13 protein-coding genes are annotated in these 17,029 nt (G+C 59.6%); 7 read left to right on the forward strand and 6 right to left on the reverse strand.

Annotated features, from left to right (window positions below):
- Nucleotides 1-64: 64 nt before the first annotated feature.
- The 3 genes from P4G45_RS16135 to P4G45_RS16145 all read left to right on the forward strand — a co-directional run bounded on the left by P4G45_RS16135 (nucleotide 65) and on the right by P4G45_RS16145 (nucleotide 3,608).
- Nucleotides 65-1,093 (forward strand): MBL fold metallo-hydrolase, encoded by a 1,029-nt coding sequence (locus tag P4G45_RS16135; RefSeq protein WP_348267497.1) that lies wholly within the window; start codon nucleotides 65-67, stop codon nucleotides 1,091-1,093.
- Between the two features lie 116 nt (nucleotides 1,094-1,209).
- Nucleotides 1,210-2,955 (forward strand): hypothetical protein, encoded by a 1,746-nt coding sequence (locus tag P4G45_RS16140; RefSeq protein WP_348267498.1) that lies wholly within the window; start codon nucleotides 1,210-1,212, stop codon nucleotides 2,953-2,955.
- A 242-nt stretch (nucleotides 2,956-3,197) separates the two neighbouring features.
- A complete protein-coding gene (locus P4G45_RS16145; protein ID WP_348267499.1) occupies nucleotides 3,198-3,608 on the forward strand; it encodes a hypothetical protein in 411 nt (136 codons plus the stop codon).
- A gap of 140 nt (nucleotides 3,609-3,748) precedes the next feature.
- Here P4G45_RS16145 and P4G45_RS16150 read toward each other — a convergent pair whose 3' ends face one another.
- Together P4G45_RS16150 and P4G45_RS16155 are read right to left on the reverse strand one after the other, a co-directional pair.
- The gene (locus tag P4G45_RS16150) at nucleotides 3,749-5,410 is read right to left on the reverse strand and encodes a M28 family peptidase (protein WP_348267500.1); all 1,662 of its coding nucleotides are present in this window, start codon (nucleotides 5,408-5,410) and stop codon (nucleotides 3,749-3,751) included.
- Nucleotides 5,411-5,420: 10 nt separating this feature from the next.
- Entirely contained in the window at nucleotides 5,421-6,587 is a 1,167-nt protein-coding gene (locus tag P4G45_RS16155) for an A/G-specific adenine glycosylase (protein WP_348267501.1), read from the reverse strand.
- 56 nt (nucleotides 6,588-6,643) lie between these two features.
- On the opposite strand from P4G45_RS16155, the gene P4G45_RS16160 reads away from it, so the two are divergent.
- From P4G45_RS16160 to P4G45_RS16170, 3 genes are all read left to right on the forward strand, one after another.
- On the forward strand, nucleotides 6,644-8,011 hold the full coding sequence (locus tag P4G45_RS16160; RefSeq protein WP_348267502.1) for an alpha-L-rhamnosidase: 1,368 nt from the start codon (nucleotides 6,644-6,646) through the stop codon (nucleotides 8,009-8,011).
- 26 nt (nucleotides 8,012-8,037) lie between these two features.
- Nucleotides 8,038-8,460: a helix-turn-helix transcriptional regulator gene (locus tag P4G45_RS16165; RefSeq protein ID WP_348267503.1), complete on the forward strand. Its 423-nt coding sequence runs from the start codon at nucleotides 8,038-8,040 to the stop codon at nucleotides 8,458-8,460.
- Nucleotides 8,461-8,816: 356 nt separating this feature from the next.
- Nucleotides 8,817-12,158, forward strand: coding sequence for a TonB-dependent receptor (locus P4G45_RS16170; RefSeq protein WP_348267504.1), 3,342 nt, complete (start codon nucleotides 8,817-8,819; stop codon nucleotides 12,156-12,158).
- Between the two features lie 23 nt (nucleotides 12,159-12,181).
- Here the strand turns inward: P4G45_RS16170 and P4G45_RS16175 are convergent, their stop codons facing one another.
- The 3 genes from P4G45_RS16175 to P4G45_RS16185 all read right to left on the reverse strand — a co-directional run bounded on the left by P4G45_RS16175 (nucleotide 12,182) and on the right by P4G45_RS16185 (nucleotide 15,869).
- Complete coding sequence (locus tag P4G45_RS16175) at nucleotides 12,182-12,814, reverse strand: YdeI/OmpD-associated family protein (RefSeq protein ID WP_348267505.1); 633 nt, start codon at nucleotides 12,812-12,814, stop codon at nucleotides 12,182-12,184.
- A gap of 11 nt (nucleotides 12,815-12,825) precedes the next feature.
- Nucleotides 12,826-14,580, reverse strand: coding sequence for a L,D-transpeptidase family protein (locus tag P4G45_RS16180; RefSeq protein WP_348267506.1), 1,755 nt, complete (start codon nucleotides 14,578-14,580; stop codon nucleotides 12,826-12,828).
- An 86-nt stretch (nucleotides 14,581-14,666) separates the two neighbouring features.
- Nucleotides 14,667-15,869 carry a hypothetical protein gene (locus P4G45_RS16185; RefSeq protein WP_348267507.1) on the reverse strand — a complete coding sequence of 401 codons (1,203 nt, stop codon included), beginning with the start codon at nucleotides 15,867-15,869 and terminating at the stop codon, nucleotides 14,667-14,669.
- A gap of 103 nt (nucleotides 15,870-15,972) precedes the next feature.
- On the opposite strand from P4G45_RS16185, the gene P4G45_RS16190 reads away from it, so the two are divergent.
- Nucleotides 15,973-16,410 carry a DUF2251 domain-containing protein gene (locus P4G45_RS16190; RefSeq protein WP_348267508.1) on the forward strand — a complete coding sequence of 146 codons (438 nt, stop codon included), beginning with the start codon at nucleotides 15,973-15,975 and terminating at the stop codon, nucleotides 16,408-16,410.
- A 74-nt stretch (nucleotides 16,411-16,484) separates the two neighbouring features.
- Here P4G45_RS16190 and P4G45_RS16195 read toward each other — a convergent pair whose 3' ends face one another.
- Entirely contained in the window at nucleotides 16,485-17,012 is a 528-nt protein-coding gene (locus tag P4G45_RS16195; protein ID WP_348267509.1) for a 5'-3'-deoxyribonucleotidase, read from the reverse strand.
- Between the last annotated feature and the right edge of the window lie 17 nt (nucleotides 17,013-17,029).

The raw sequence follows: 17,029 nt of genomic DNA on the forward strand, positions 1-17,029 counted from the left end.
TGTGCAATCATTTCCAGTGTCGGCCAGAAAGCTCTGGCGCAGTTCCGATTTACAGGAGAAGTTAATGAAGCGATTCCTCGCCGCCGCCCTCTTGATGGCAACCCCTCTCGCCTTCGCTCAAAAGGACCAACGGAAGACTGGAGACCTGAAGGTTTACTTTGCCGACGTCGAAGGCGGCCAGGCAACGCTCTTCGTGCCGCCCAGCGGCGAAAACATGCTGGTCGATGCAGGTTGGCCCGGAGCCGAGAATGCCAATAAGATCGTTGCCCTCTGCAAGCTCGCCGGGGTGAAAAAGATCGATAACCTCGTCATCACCCACTACCATACGGATCACGTGGGCGGCGTTCCCGATGTCGCTGCACGAATTCCCGTAGCTCGCTTTATCGATCACGGCGTCAATAGAGAAGATAACGACAGAGTTACCGTCTCCGGTTGGCAGGCTTATCAGAATTTGCTGGCGAAGGGGCATTACGCTCATCTCACGGTCAAGCCCGGCGATGTGCTGCCCAGCGTCGGAATGCACGTCGTGTTTGTCAGCGCGGACGGCAACGTCATCGACAAGCCGCTCGCAGGAGCCGGAGACACGAACGCCGCCTGCGCCGCCTCTCCGCTCAAGCCTGTTGAAAACACGGAAAACGACCGCTCGATTGGCATGATCATCACCTTCGGCAAGCTGCGCATCGCCGACCTCGGCGACCTTACCTGGAACAAGGAGCGGCTGTTGATGTGCCCGGTCAATAAGCTGGGCAAGGTGGATGTTTACATTGTGTCGCATCACGGCTTCGACCGCAGTTCAAGCCCGGCGCTGGTCGATGCAATCGATCCGCGCGTTTCGATTATGGACAACGGGGCGACCAAGGGCGCGGAGCCAGGGGCATGGACGATCGTCGATCACTCTCCCGGCCTTAAAGATCTCTGGCAGCTTCACACCGCTATCCATACTGACGCTGCCCATAACGTCAACGACGGTCACATCGCTAATCTTCCCGGTCCTGACGCTGCCCACTATCTTCTTCTTACCGGACACCGAGATGCGAGCTTTGACGTCACCAACTCCCGCACCAGTCAAACGGTGGATTATCCAGCCCCATAGTCTGGAAGCAATGCAGTCAAACGAATAAAGATGCACCCGAAGCAGGCGTATGTTCTTGCCCGAAGGTGCATCTTATTCGTGAAGTATGGGTTAAGAAAGCAAGAGGGCCCCGCAAGATGAGCACTTCTTCCAGTAAGTTCGGCTGCAAATACCTGTTAGGCATGACACTCAGCGTGGCTGCGATCACCGGCACCCTCACCCTCTCCGGTTGCCACCGGCAGCCGACCGCAGGCCAGTCGGCAAACGACTCGGGTGCGGACCCTGCGGATGCAAACATGGCTCCAGTCGACCAGTCCCAGCCCGTGGACCAATCGAACCAATCCCAACAAGGTTCGGCTATGGCCGTCCCGGTCCAGGCACCTGCTCGTGCCCTGGGACAGCGCCAGCAGAACGAAAGCCAGCAACAGGCCGAGGAGTATCGGCAGAACGGCGGGCAGGCTCCAGAAGAGAACCCTTCTTATGCGAACGCTCCAGACAATCAGAACGATCAGAATTACAACGACCAAAACTATGACGATCAAGTAGATGCAGGTCAGCAGGCCATTGAAGAAGCCGATCAGCCGCCGCCACCATTGCCAACCTACGAGCAGCCCGAAGCACCTGCGCCAAACTACATCTGGACGCCGGGCTATTGGAGCTATTCTCCCGTCGGCTATTACTGGGTGCCGGGCGCATGGGTCGCCGCTCCCTATGAAGGCGCGCTGTGGACCCCGGGTTATTGGGCTTTCTACGGCAATCGCTATCGTTTCTATCGCGGCTACTGGGGCCTCCATATCGGTTTCTACGGAGGGGTACCCTATGGCTGCGGCTATACCGGCTACGGTTATCAGGGTGGCTACTGGCGCGGCAACAACTTCTATTACAACCGCGCGGTGAACCGGGTCAACGTAAACAGGATCACCAACGTCTACAGCCACACCGTCACCGTCAATAACTACAACAGCACGCGCGTCTCCTATAACGGGGGGCGAGGTGGTATTCAGGCGCGGCCAAAGCCCGCAGAGCTGATCGCCATGCGCGGACCGAAGATTCCACCTATGTCGGCGCAGGTGCAGAACCAGCACCGGGCAGCCCAGAATCGGCAGCAGTTTTTCAATCAAAACAAAGGTCGCCCGGCACTCGCCGCCGTCGCCACGCCGCTCGTCGCCGACAGAGGCATTCAACGGCCGGTTGCGCGTCCTACCCTGCCGAATCAGCCTCAGGCACGACCAAATCAGCCTCAGGTGCGCCCTGGCCAGGGGAATCAGCCGAACCGCACAGAGATACGACCCAATCAACCTCAGGTGCGTCCGAGCCAGCCTCAGGTTCGCCCGAACCAGCCCCAGGTGCGCCCCGTCCAACCAAACCAGCCAAGTCGTGAAGCGGTGCGGCCAAACCAGCCCCAGGTACGGCCCAACCAGCCGAATCACTTAAATAGTCCGCAGGTACGGCCCAACCAGCCCCAGACCAGGCCTGTCCAGCCGCAACAACGACCTGAGCAAATCCAAAACCGGCCTGCCCAGCAGGTACGGCCAGCCCAACCCCAGACCCGTCCCGTTGAGCCGCAACAACGGCCTGAGCAAATCCAGAACCGGCCTGCCCAGGAGGTAAGGCCAGCCCAGCCGCAGGTCAGGCCTCAGCCGCAGCAAAGGCCGAATTATCAACCGCAGCAAAGGCCCATTCAGCCCGTAGCACCACAACGTCCGGTACAGCAGCCAAGACCCATGGAACAGCAAAGACAGGTCCAACAAGAAAGACCGATGCCGCAGCCAGGCAGGCCTGAGGCGCGACCTGCCCCCCAGCAGGTCCGTCCGCAGCAGCAGGCTCGTCCCCAGCAGCAGGCCAGACCTGATACCCAAAACGACAACCGAGATCGGCATTAACGTCTCGCTCGAGACGCCCCGGAAAATCAAATGCACCTTGCGTCGCCCACTGACGTGACCGGGAAGAAAAAGCTGTAATCACAGAAATTTTTACCAGGAACCTGCTGAGATAGTGCGCGCCGGGAAGGGTAGCCTGGCGCGCAGCAAACTAATCTGCGTGTCCGCTGTTATTGGGATATCTCCGCGCTGCCTTTGCACATCCTATGTGGCCAGCACCGTGCCCTTAAAGGAGGACACACATCATGAATCGCAAACAATCTCTTGCAACCCACTTGGCGCTGCTCGCTATGCTTTCCCCGGGCGGCGCCATTCTGGCTCAGGAGCCGGCGGCAGCTCCACCTGCAACCCAGGAGCCGGCGGCACCTACTTCTCCAACAGCCCCAACAACCCCGACAGCTCCCACAGAGCCGACGGCACCCACCGCACCTACAGAGCCAACCACCCCAGCAGCGCCTGCGGAAGCTCCGGCTGCAACGGCTCCTGAAACGCCACCCGCGACCTCTCCCGAGGCGCCGAAAGCAACAGACCCGGGAAACACCAGCACGATGCCAAGCGACAGCACAACGACCACAACGCAGAAGAAGAGCAAGCATCACAAAGGCACCACCACGGCCCCTCAGACTCCCGATCAGACGACTCCTCCGCCTCAATAATGCAGGCCTGTAGCTCCGCCGAAGGTTCTTAAGTGAAACGCTGTGCGCCTGGGATATCCGCGCACAGCGTTTTTACCTTGATTGTTCGCCACCAGCGCGACTGGCCCTCGACTCCCACGAAAGCAAAGCGCTTGCTTCAATTACTTTGACTGCTCACTGGCCTTTCGTGCGGCCTCAAACTCGTCGCCTGTATTCCAGTGGATCGTCGATGGTGCTGACAGCGCCTCCCAACCCAGCTCCATGCCGAATCGTGCGAGCTTGGCGTTTCCGCGAAAGTCCATGTCCGGCGAATAGTTGTCGCTGAAGTTGTGATAGCGATGCTCGTTGTAGTCCTTCTCCTCGGCCTCGCCCCACGCGCGGTCATGACCTTCGTAGAGGCTGCCCGGATCGACTGAGAACGCCGGAATGCCGACACGAGAGAGACTGAAGTGGTCGGAGCGGTAGTAGCTGCCCGCCTCAGGCCGTGGGTCGGGAACGATGGTGAGATCGAAGCGTTTCGCTGTTGCCTGCACGGTGGGGTAGAAGCTGGTCCGTTGCGCGCCGTTCACGTTGATCTCGCGTGGAATGCCGATCGGCAGGATCATGTCATAATTCACGTCCAGCGCGATCTGGGCCGCCGGAACGGGCGGGTGTTGACCGAGATATTCGCTGCCAAGCAGACCCTGTTCTTCGGCGGTAACCGATGCGAAGATGACGTCGTGTGGTGGCCGCACCGTCATGGCGCTCCATGCACGCGCCATCTCCAACAGAATCCCGCAGCCGGTGCCGTTGTCCGCTGCGCCGTTATAAATGTTGTCGCCTTTCATGCCGGGCACGAATCCCAGATGGTCGTAATGCGCCGTGTAAATCACCGCCTGGTCCTTGCCGCTCTTCGTCCCCGGCAGGATGCCCACCACGTTGGCCGATTGGAACGGGCGCACCGTACTTTCTACATGCGCCTTCAATCGCACCGGCAATTCCACCGCCTTGAACCCGCGCTTGCCCGCCGCCGTCATCTCGCTATCGAGATTCATGCCACTGGCCTCAAACAACCTTCGCGCGACATCGAGCTGAATCCAACTGGCCGCCTCAAGCTGCGGCATCTTATTGTCGCGGAGATTTGTCTTTTCGCTTGTGTTCGAGTTGCGCACTACGTCCCAGCCGTAGCTGGCGAGATCGGTGCGGTGAATGATCAGCGCGCCCACCGCGCCCATTCGTGCCGCCTGCTCGAACTTGTAGGTCCAGCGCCCGTAGTAGGTCAGCGCTTTGCCACCAAAAAACTTTGGGTCGTTCGACGGCGGATCGCCGACGATGCAGAGGATCACCTTTCCTTTGACATCAACGCCCGCATAGTCGTTCCAGCCAAACTCCGGCGCCGTGACGCCATAGCCGACAAAGACAATTGGCGCGTCGATATTCACGCTCGGCGTCAGCTTCTCATTCGTCACCGTGTAGTCGTCCGCGAACTTGAGATTAATTGCGTTACCCTTCTGCGGAACAAGCGCAAAGGTCGTATGCTCCGGCACTACCTTCATGCCCACAAAGTTGATCCACTGCAGATACGTGCCGTTATCGCCAGCGGGCTTCAATCCATCGAGAGCGAATTGCGTCGCGATGTACTTTGCCGCGAGGTCGCCGCCGCGCAGACCGGGATAGCGGCCCTCCAGCAGATCGTCCGACAGGAACTTTACCTGCGCGCGAATCTTCTCAGCATCGATGGAAGCCTCAGCCTTCTTCACCGCTGGAGGAACAGCCTGCGCCAATGCGCCCAGAGACACCGCAAACACAAATAATCCAGCCGCCACAACTGCTTTCATCTTCATCGACCGCTCCTCAAAATCTTCCCTGTAGAACTTCCATCTGCTCTTCATCCGGCATCTGCAACGGCTGCACTGACATCACGCCCAGCCGCTGAAGCACTTTGCGCGCCAGCCCGGTTAGCGGCACTGAACCTAATTTACTCGTTCGCGTCCAGTGCAGATCGCTCTTTGCCGCGGGCACGGCCCGGCGTAGACCACGGTCCTGCGGGCCACGCGCCGCGTACACCTGGACATAGTAGTTCGTGTTCGTAATCGAATGCCGCAGACGCAATATTGGTTCACGGCCCTCAAGCGCATCCTGTGGCAGCGGCGGCAGCTCGTACATCCCCGGCATCAGGCTTGCATCGGCGGCGCGCTGCTCCAGCAGAACGTCGGTTGCCGTACCGCTCTTGCGCAGGCTCAGCAGATAGGCTGCCGGGCGGCTGCGCTGCACGGCGCGCGGTGGAGTCAGATGCTCGCCGCGGGTTTTGCACATCGAGTAGACCGGACAATGCATACACAGAGGAGCACGGGGCAGGCAGATCGTCGCGCCCAACTCCATCATGGCCTGGTTATGGTCTCCCGCTGCGTTGTTCTGCTCGGCGACTCTTCGCCTCGGTACAAGTGCGGCTGCCTGCGCCTGCACGAAGGTGCGTGCGGCAGCCGTGTTCTCTTCAGGCCGCCCGGTGAGCCGCAGCAGCACTCGCTCCACATTGCCATCGACGACGGCTATGCTCTCGCCAAATGCGATGCTCGCAATTGCGGCGCATGTGTACTCGCCGATGCCGGGCAGCGTGCGCAGGCCCGCCGACGTATTGGGCAGCACGCCGCCCAGCTCTGAAGTCACAAACATAGCGGCGCGGTGCAACATACGCGCGCGGCGGTAGTAACCCAGGCCCGACCACGCCGCCAGCACCTCCTGCTCCGGCGCCAGCGCCAGCGCCAGCATGGAAGGAAACCGCTGCAGAAATCTTTCGTAGTGCTCGATCACCGCGGCTACCCGCGTCTGCTGCAGCATCACCTCAGAAACCCACGTCCGGTAAGGGTCGTTAACGCCCCGCCACGGCAGCGCACGCGCATGGCTGCGGTACCAGGCCGTCAACTTACGCCGAAAAAGAGCTGCATCCAGATCAGCTTCGCTCACAGCCTCCGACGAGGGCGCAAAATCGTTCGCGCCGTCGTTCTTTGATGGTTCACGCATGAATGCAAGTCTATCGTCTACTGCTGCGAACCAGCATCAGGCCCTACACTTAAGTCATGATGCAGCAGGGAAAGCGCCCACTCCAACGAAGAGACTTCCTCAAGCTGACCGCGCTCGCCGCCGGCGCTGGCCTAATGCCTCCGCTCACTCGCGCAGAGGTTGAGAAAACCCCGAGCACACCTGTGCCCATCTTTCCTTCGGCAGACCCGCGCTGGCAACGCACCTGGGACGCGGCACTCGCTGCGCTTGCCGGCAATATCCACACCTTGCCTCGCTATCCACATCCCGTTCTCGTCGAAGGCAGCGTCTATCCCGGCATCTGGCAGGAGTGCGCTCCGCAGGAAGGCCTCGTCTACGGCACGCTGAGTCCCTACATTACTCCAGCTTCGAACGATGCGTCGCCGCTGCAGGTGGCCCGCAACAACCACATGGCCTTCTTCGCTTTACAGCGGCCTGACGGTCAGTTGCCTGCGTCCGTCAAGCTCTCCGACCCACTGCAAAACGCCGGGGGCTACGGCCAGATCCAGATGGTTGTTCCCATCGCCGCCACCGCCTGGGAGCTGTCGCAGCTCACCGGCGACGACGAGCTGCTGGTCGCTGCATATCTCGCATGTAGCCGCTGGGATGCATGGCTTCGCCAATACCGCGACACTCGCAAGACCGGCCTGGTCGAGGGCTTCTGCACCTACGACACCGGCCACGACAACAGCCCTCGCTGGAAGGGCATCCCCAACCGCTGCCCCGATGCTGACGCGCGCAAATGCCCCGACCTGCCTACCATGCCGCGCCTCTGTCCGGACCTCTCGGCCACCGTCTATGGAGCCCGCGTCGCGCTCGCGCAGATGGCCACCGCGCTCGCCAAGCACCATGAGGCCGACCGCTGGCTGGCCGACGCCGAGACCATCCGACGCCTCATCATCGACAAGCTCTACGACCCCAAGGACGCCGCCTTTTACGATCTCGACGCGCAGAATAACTTTGTTCGCGTCCGCTCCGACGTCATCAGCCGCGTCCTCGGCGAACACGTCCTCAAACTGTCCGATCCTAAGGACGCCGCCATCTTCGAGGCGGTCTGGACGCGCCAAATCCACAATCCCAAGGCCTTCTGGGCTCCGTACCCCTTAACCTCCATTGCCATGGACGATCCCAGCTTCGTGCGCCCCATCCCGCGTAACAGTTGGGGAGGAGCGTCGCAGGCGCTCACCGCTCTGCGTGCGCCGCGATGGATGTCGCACTATGGCAAACAGGCGGAGCTCAATCACCTAATGCAGCAGTGGTGCGAGGCCATCAGCCGCCACACCGAGTTCCGCCAGCAGATGGACCCACTCACCGGCGACTTCACCCAGGCCGACCCGAGCGGCTACTCGCCCGCCGCGCTAGTCTACCTCGACTTCATCCATCGCCTCAGCAAATCCGCCGTATGACGAAATAGGTGCTAAAACTATAGGCCATGGCAACGACGAACCACATGCTGACACCGCGGGAAGCGGCCCGATTGCTGGGCATCAGCTATCCGACCATCAAGCAATGGATACTAAGCGGCAAGCTGAAGACTGTTCAGACTCCGGGCGGCCATCACCGCATCGCAGAAGCCACGCTGCGGCCCTTTCTGGCTAAAGACAGCGCCAAGCCGGAGCTGCAATCGCGCGAACGCTATCGGCGTGTCAGCGGCAGAAATCAGCTTGCGGGCAAGGTCGTCAGCATTCGCGTCGAAGGGCTGCTGGCGGAGGTCGTGCTTGCCGTCGGGGATGCGCATGTGACGGCAATCATCACGGCAAATGCAGTGCGCGAGCTTCAGTTAAAGAAGGGCGACACCGCAGCAGCTCTCATCAAGTCGACCGACGTGATGATCGAGCGGCTCATCGAGCCTTAGAACCTGTCGAGCAGCGACTGCGGAAGTGCCTTCTGCTGTTGCGGTTCCCCTTCCAATCCCAAATTCCGTCATCTCGACCGGAGGCGCGGAGCCCCAGCAAGCGTTATCTGCTCGCTGGGTGCAAGGCGGCGCTGTTGCCGCCGCTGTGGAGAGCCACTGTATTTCGTCGTTGAGCCTCTGCAATGCAATCCGAACCGAATCGTTGACTATACGTTTTGGATTGAATAAATTCATTACAGCGCCACGATGCGTTTCCAGCTGGACGCGAGCCTCCCAGACTGCGTCCACTTTGCCCATACCGTCTACCAATCCATCCCGGGTCTATCTCCGGCCTGCGTTTTCAGGAGCGGCTTTAAATGAAGCTTCATCGTGCATTCCCTCTCTTTATCCTCTTTGTTCTGATTGGCGCATCCTCTGCCTTTGCTCAAATCGCGGCGGACATCCGGGGACGCGTGCTGGATTCTTCCGGCGCCGCCGTGGCCCATGCGCAGGTCGAGTTGACCGAGCCCTCGACGAATCTGCATCAGGTGACAGTCACATCTGGCGCGGGCGATTACCTCTTTACCCATCTCAATCCCGGCTCCTATCGCCTGGATGTCACCGCGCCGGGCTTCAGGCATTTGAGCCGGACCGGAGTCACCGTCATTGTGGGTCAGACGGTAAGTGCCGATCTCCCCCTGACCGCCGGCGGTGATCAACAGACGGTGACGGTCAACAGCGATGCTCCTCTACTGCAGGCAGAGACGAGCAATATCCAGACCAACATCGCGGGCAGGACTGTGATTGCGATGCCTCTGAACACGCGAAATTTCGTGCAGCTTTCTACCCTGGCCCCCGGCGTCGAGTTGCCGCCCGGCACGCTGCTGCCACGCATCGACGGTGGCCGCCCGCGGACGAATGAGTATCTCTACGACGGCATCTCCGCGCTGCAGCCTGAACCAGGTCAGGTCGCTTTCTTTCCCATCCTCGACGATATTCAGGAATTCACCATCGAATCGGACAATGTGCCGGCGGAGTTTGGCCGCTTCAACGGCGGCGTGGTGAACGTAGCGACGCGCTCCGGCTCCAATGCATTTCACGGCAGCCTGTTCGAGTTCTTTCGCAATGAGAGTTTGAATGCGCGCAATTATTTTTCGAAGGCGCCCGCCCGCAAGCCGGAGTATCGGAGAAATCTGTTCGGAGCGACCCTCGGCGGCCCGGTCCTCCACAACCGCCTCTTCTTCTTCGGCGACTACCAGGGAGTGAAGCAGTTGATCGGCGTGACGCGAATCTCGACGATTCCGACGCTCGCCGAGCGGCAGGGCATCTTCACCGGAGTCTCGAAGATCTACAATCCGGCATCGACCACGGTGGTCGGTGGAAAGTATGTCCGGCAGGAGTTTCCCAACGATGTAATTAGCTCCCCTCTCGATCCGGCGGCAAAGGCACTTCTCGCCCGCTTTCCTACGCCGACCAATCTGACCGCGGCGGCGAACAACTACACCCGCACGGCAAACGATGCCGACCATCAGAACCAGTTCGATATCCGCATCGATGGCGCGATCGGAGCCAAAGACCGCGCCTTTGGCCGCTACTCCTATTACAGCGAAGTCGAACAGCCGGTGACGCCCTTGCCGGATGGAAGCGGCGCGCTTAGCGGCTCTGTTCTCGGCACCGGAGGCGTACCCGGCCTCTCTCATGTCCTCGGCCAGCAGGCTGTAGTTAACGAGACGCACACCTTCTCGCCGCACCTGCTCAACGACTTCAGGCTGGGATACACCCGCCGCGGCAACACCACCGCCGGAACAAATCTCGCCGATACAGCATCCGCCTCGCTGGGAATCCCCGGCATCCCCACCAATGCCGCATTCAATAATGCTCTGCCGCTGTTCACCTTTACCGGCTTTCAACAGCTTGGCCCATCGGCCAGCACCTTCGCGCAATACCAGACAGCAGTGTGGCAGCCGGTGGAGACGGTCGTCTTTACCAAAGGCCGTCACGCATTCAAGGCTGGCCTCGACTTCCGCTGGTATCAGCTCAATGCCATCTCTCCCCCAAACCCGACCGGATCTTTCGCCTTCACCACCACCGGCACTAACCAGCAGGGCGTCACCAACAGCGGCAACTCCGTGGCCAGCTTCCTGCTAGGTCAGGTCGATACCTTCCAGATCGACTTGCAGCAAAACAAGATTCGCCCGCGCGATCACATCGAGGAGTTTTTCCTGCAGGATGACTGGAAGGCCTCCGACCGGCTTACGCTCAACATCGGTGCGCGGTGGACGCTCCACTTCCCATCGACCGAGAAAGACAATCAGGGCGCAGTCTTCAACCTGCAGACACAGCAACTGGACTATCTGGGCAAGAATGGAAATTCGCGTAGCGCTCGCGAACTGCATTACACCAACGTCGCCCCACGCGTCGGCTTCACCTATCTGGCGACGCCCGGGACCGTGGTTAGGGCAGGGTTCGGCATCGTCTTCATCGACCAATCCGGAATCACTACGCCCTTTACGACTCCGCAGTTTCCCTTCATACAGAACGTTCAGCAGAAGACGCAGGACAGCGTCAATGCGGCATTCGCTCTCTCCGGCGGACCGTCGGTCGCGCCGATTCCGTTCACCCCCGACGCAGGCCTGGGACAGAGTGTCTACACCGTTAAGAAGTCTGCCGGCTCAGGCTATGTTCAACAATGGAATCTCGCTGTGCAGCGAGAGATCACGCGCAATCTGTCTGCCGAGATCGCATACGTCGGCTCCCACATCGTTCACGTCGGCGTTCCCGATTCAAATCTGAATCAGCTCACCGCGTCTCAACTGGCGCAGGGGCCATCGCTGCTCACGCAGGTCCGAAACCCCTACAGCGGTCAACTGCCCGCGTCGAGTTCCATTGGCGGCAAAACGGTCAGCGAGGCTCAGCTTCTGAAGCCGTACCCGCGCTTCCTGAACATTGCGACTTACCGCAACAACAGCGGCACGACGAACTACAACGCCATTGAAGGCAAGGTCGAACAGAGGTTCTCGCACGGATTTTCTCTCCTGTTTGCCTATACCCATTCGAAGCTGATCGACGATGCCTCGTCTGTGTTTTCGTCTACCGTACTCTCGTCGCCGAACTCCAGCAGCCTCGTCGCCGCCGACACCTTCCGGCCATATCTCGAACGCGATTCTTCAAACGGCGACATGCCCAACGTGACATCGTTCAGCGGCATCTACGATCTGCCTGCCGGGCGCGGCCACAGGCTCGCGGCAGGCGGCACAGGCAATGCTCTGCTCGGCGGATGGGCGCTGAACGCCATCATGTCGCTGCAATCGGGAATGCCGGTTACGGTCACTCAGGCGACTAACAACAATGCCTTTGCAGGATTCGCGTTGCAGCGGCCGAATCTCGTCGGCAAGCCTAACCTTCCATCAGACAAACGAACGACGGCGAAGTTTTTCAATACCAGCGCCTTTGCCACGGTTCCCCAGTTCGAGATCGGCGATGCTTCGCGCAATCCAGTGCGCGGCCCCGCGTATCGAGATCTCGATATTGCGCTCATCAAGCACACCAGTCTCCCCGGCGAAGCCAATATGGAGTTCCGTGCCGAGCTCTTCAACATCACCAACACGCCTGCCTTCTCGCAGCCTAACGGAAGTTTTGGGTCCGCCGCATTCGGCAGCATTATCAGCACAACAACCGACCCCCGAGTAGTGCAATTCGCGATTCGCCTGAGCAGATAAGTGCCTGAGCGATAAGTGAAGGTTTAGCAGTTCTGATACTTCCAGTTCCGTTGCTTGCCCTCCGCAATCCACTCCACTGCCTGAGCGACGCGCTTCTCCTTCGTCTCTGGACGCTTCGCTTCTGCAATCCATTCCGAATATTCGCGCTGAGCGCTTGCAGTGAATTCTGCAAACACCTTTGCCGCCGTCTTGTTCTTCTTTAGCGCGGCAGCCAGCTCTGCTGGGACCTCTGGCGCGGGTCTGGTCTTCTTCGGCCCTCGTGCGAACGATTTTGTGCGCTGCCCCGAGTCAATGAATACCGCCGCCTGCCGGTAGTATCCAAGGAGCACCTTGTCCGGAGGCAGATCTTTCAAGCTGGCAATGCGTCCGAGCGATCCCATGCCGCCATCGGATTGCAGGCCATCTGCTTCCAACACGGCCCGCATCTCCGGCCCCCAAAATCCTGCGCTGCAATGTTGCTTAAAGGCCGCGATATGCCCAAGGATGACTCCCCGCAGCACAAAGGAAGGCATTCCCCATTTGATCTCCTCTTCCACATCGGGACTGGCCTTGTGTACCAGTTCGCGCAGATGCGTCAGAATAGGCTGCGCGAACGGCTGTGCTTTCGCGATATAAGCATCCACTTTCGGGTTCATGGCTGGAGCGTCGATCTTCATCACGCAGCAGTCTACACGGTGTCTCCGGCCGTCGTCTTAGCCACGATCGGCTCCGGCTTCACCGGATACGGCGGTCCCTTGGCCAGCACCGCTTGCAGATCGGCGTCGTACCGGTAGATGTCGTCAAAGAAGTGGACCTGCCCGTCATCCTCGACTTCTGCCGTCACGTAAAAGATCACAATTGGAATCGGCGTCTTCAACCCCACCGTGCGATTATTCTGGCTCTCGTCCTCGAATGCAGCCTGAACCTTGCTGAGGTCCCACGGCTGCTTGTCCTTGTCCAGTTGCCCGTCGAGCACCCACACCGCCAGATCCGCCGGCTTCTGCACGCGAATGCACCCATGGCTGAAGTCGCGCCGTGAGTGATCGAACAAATACGGCGCAGGCGTCGAGTGAAGATAGATGTCGTACTGGTTGGGGAACATGAACTTCACCAGCCCCAGGGAGTTCTTCGGCCCCGGCTTCTCCCTCACCACCACGTTGCCCTGTGCTATCTCCTTGGCCGTGTAGTGCGTCTGCACCTTACCGTGGGCAGTCACCTCAAAGTTGTGGCTCTCCAGATAATGAGGGTCCGCCGCGACATGCGGAGCCAACTCCGTCTTCGCGATGTCAATCGGCACATTCCAGTAAGGCCTGAACACCAGATACCGCATCATGTGCGCGAACACCGGCGTCTGATGCTCCCCCATCACCTTGCCGACTACCACCTTCATCTTGAAATCGAGCTTGTGGTCAGGGGTATATCCGCGCAGCATAAACTCGGGCAGGTTCACGATCAGGCGCGCATTCAGATACTGGTCAGGCAGCCAACGCCACCGCTCCAGCGCATCCTGCAACTGCACCACCCGCTCCGTCAGCGGAACATTCATCGAAGCGATCGTCTGCGGTCCCAGCTTCCCGTTCTCTTCCAGCCCATGCCGGTTCTGATAGTGCTTCACATCTTCTGATAATTCCTTGGTAAACACACTGGCAGCGGGATTAGTTTCCGCCCCAGCCTCATCCGCCGGAGCATCCCCTTCAAGCTGAAGCCGCTTCAACAGCTCCCCAGCCGCGGCATAATGTTCACCTGCCGAAACTGCCTTCATTACCATCGGCAGCGGTTGTGCGCCATCGGCCTGTTGCTGCTTCGCCAAATCGAGATAGTGCGCCAGGGCCGCCTCTGTCTGACGGTATTGCTCGGAATCCGGCTCAACCCCGGCGATCAACTTCGGAACATCGGTCGCATCCACGACGTGGTCGGAGACAAATTCAGCCAGATTATATTTCTTTGACTGCACGTTGATATCGAAGTTGAAGTGCGACGGATTCACCCGGCCGATCCGCAGGTCGGAGATATACCGCATCACATTCACCGTCATCGCGACGTCGAACAGCGAAATCGCATCCGGCGACTTCCCTGATAGCTTCTGCTCCCGTCCCGCCCACAGCGAGGCGTCGTAGTCTTCAGGATTCAACCCCTTCGCTCCGGCGTTCTTGAACTGCTCGATAAACGCCAAGGCGGTCGCGGTCGGCTTGCCGTCGCGCGTCCACGCCAGTTCGTAATTGCGGTCGTCGTAGAACGTCGTCACCGCACTCTGATAGTCGGAAAAATTGGGCCAGCGCAGGCTGGGCAGCTTCTTGGTCGCCACCAGAGCCTGCAAATTGCCCGCATAATCCGTCGTATTTTCAGCCGATTTCGATTTGCGATGCCGACGGCATCCACCCACGACCAGTAAAACTGTAAGGGCACACACAGCACCCATCCTGCTCAACGAAACTTTCATCATCTGCGGCCGAACCATCCTTCAGGCAGCCACTTGGGTGCCTACTCATTATGCAGAACTATCCCTTTGGATGCACATTCCGATTAAGTTCACTGCGCGATCCCCGGCAGCATCGTCAAACAAATCATTGCCTGCGTCAGAAGCACGGCCCCTGTCAGTCCAAGAAACATCTTCCGGTACCGCGTCTCGAACAAGTCGGAGAACACTCCGCCAAGAAATGTAAACAGAAATGGCAAAGCCCACAGCCACGGCGTCGTCACGACCTGCGTCGTCACCAGTGGAAACAGCAGCGCCGCCATCACCAGCGGAACCGTATTGCCAAAGTAGCGGCAGCGCCTGATCCCCACATAAAGCACTGCAGCGACGCCCGTCGCCGCCACGATCGGCCCATTCCCCATATTTCCGAAGAACCGGCGCACTCCATCCAGCGACAACCAGAACCGTCCCGCGCCCCCGGTAAACACATAGCTGAACGGAGCCGGACGAAACGCATAAAACGCAAACAGAATCACCAGCGCGCCTACCGCCGAGGACACAAGTATCTGCATCACGTAGCTGCGCCGCCGCTCCGCCAGATAGATCATCAGCACCAGCGCCGCCACAAAGCCGAACATCGCCGCCAGCAGATGCGCTGCCGCCGTCAGCCCCAGCGCCACGGTCAACAGCGCGATCCTCGGCTTCCACTTCCGCCGCGGTCCCTGCATCGCATGGGCCACGCCCATCGCCGTATACACCAGCCCGTACAGACCCCACATCGCCAGCACATCGTTATTCGGAGTCACCGAAAACCGCACCACCTCCGGACAACAGCAGTACAGGCCCAGCGCAAAAAACGCGCCTTCATTCCCAAACAGCCGCCGCGTCACCCACCACAGCCCCACGCCCAGCCACATCGCAAAAAAGATAAACGGCAGATGCAGCAGATACTTAACGCTGCCAATTTCGTGCCGCGCCTCCCACGTCGAGCCATTCAACGAGCCGCTTGCATACAGCCGATTCTCAGGACTACGCAGCTTGTCCACACCCAGCAACACCACCCGCTGCGCCGTCAGCGGAAATCCAGCCACCCGATAGGCAAAGGTCCCATCGCCACCCAGATTGCCGCAGGTTGTAAAGTATCCAGCCAGCGGCGAAGGCCGCTCCCACATCTCGCGCCCGCACCGGGCAAAACGATAATCGTGTTCGGAGATCTCCTGCCGGTTCACTACCCAAAGGCACTCCGCCAGAAAAAATAAAAGCAGCAGCGCCGCCAGCTGCTGTGGCCGGCCAATCTGAATCTTCAAAAGCCTCATGCTCGACGCACCAACCAAACACCTCCACAACGCGAGTTCTCAGTTCTCCGAAACCCGAGAACTGTTTCTAAGCCTGATCTCTCCATTTATCGTATCGTGAGATATGCAGTCGCTTTCCTTTACCCCCGGTCGCGCCTTTCTCTCAGTCGATTCCCCCACCGTTCCCTGGACCGTTGTCTTCGAAGATGAAGGCATCGCCGGTTATTTCTACGCCTGCGACCGGTCGCAGACGGAGCACGAGCACAGCATCCTCGACGCCATGCTCATCTACAACGTTGCCGCGCTGGCTAAAAGCGACGCCGAGCTGGAGCGCCCCGAGCCCGAGCGCATCGCCACCATCGAGTGGTCGCGCGACGGCTTCCAGGCCGTCTTATACCTCGACGGCTTTCCGCAGGCACTCTTCGATTTCCAGGCTCACTGTGGCTACTGTCGCATGGACTTCCCCAACTTCATGGCCGAGCAGGGCGACACCTGGCGCAAATCCACCCACGCCTGGTCCGATGCCGCCTTACAGCGGTTCGAATCCGCCCTGTACGTCTGACCGCGGATCACACTGATCAAGGATCAACGCGGATTTAACGATTCCGCGCAATCCGCGGTCGTGGCCTTCGGCACCTACCCCAGAAACATCTGCTCGACCTCAAGCCAGTTCTTCACTCGCTTGAACCCCTTAACCTTCGCATTATGCGGCGAACTGTATAGAATCCCCGTGCCTTGAAAGCGCTGCAACTGCCGCGGATTATCGTCGATCAGGTAGTCTGCCTTCAGTATCCCTTTGTCTCCGCAATAGACAATGTGCGATGGCGGAATAAATGGGAAATGCTTCTCCAGCCAACGGAACTTCTGCGCAAACGAAGTCGGAATCTCCATTGCCGCCGTGGCAATAAACACCTCGTAGTTGTGCTGTAGCCTCTGCATCACCCGCTGCGACTGCGGCATCACTGTCAAGCTTTCGAAGAAGTCCTCGGACCGCAGATACGCCTCCAGCGCCCCGTGCCGGTCGCTCGACACAATCTCCCACAGCCACTTGCCTTCCAGATCGGCAACCGTAAGCTGCTCCTCATAATCACGGTTGTAACGCAGCAGATGCTCCGCCACCGCATCCGCCATCACCTCGTCCATGTCGACACAAATTCGCTTCAAAGCAAACTCACCTGGTT

The sequence above is a fragment of the Edaphobacter paludis genome (assembly GCF_039993895.1).
Classification (GTDB): Bacteria; Acidobacteriota; Terriglobia; order Terriglobales; family Acidobacteriaceae; genus Edaphobacter; species Edaphobacter paludis.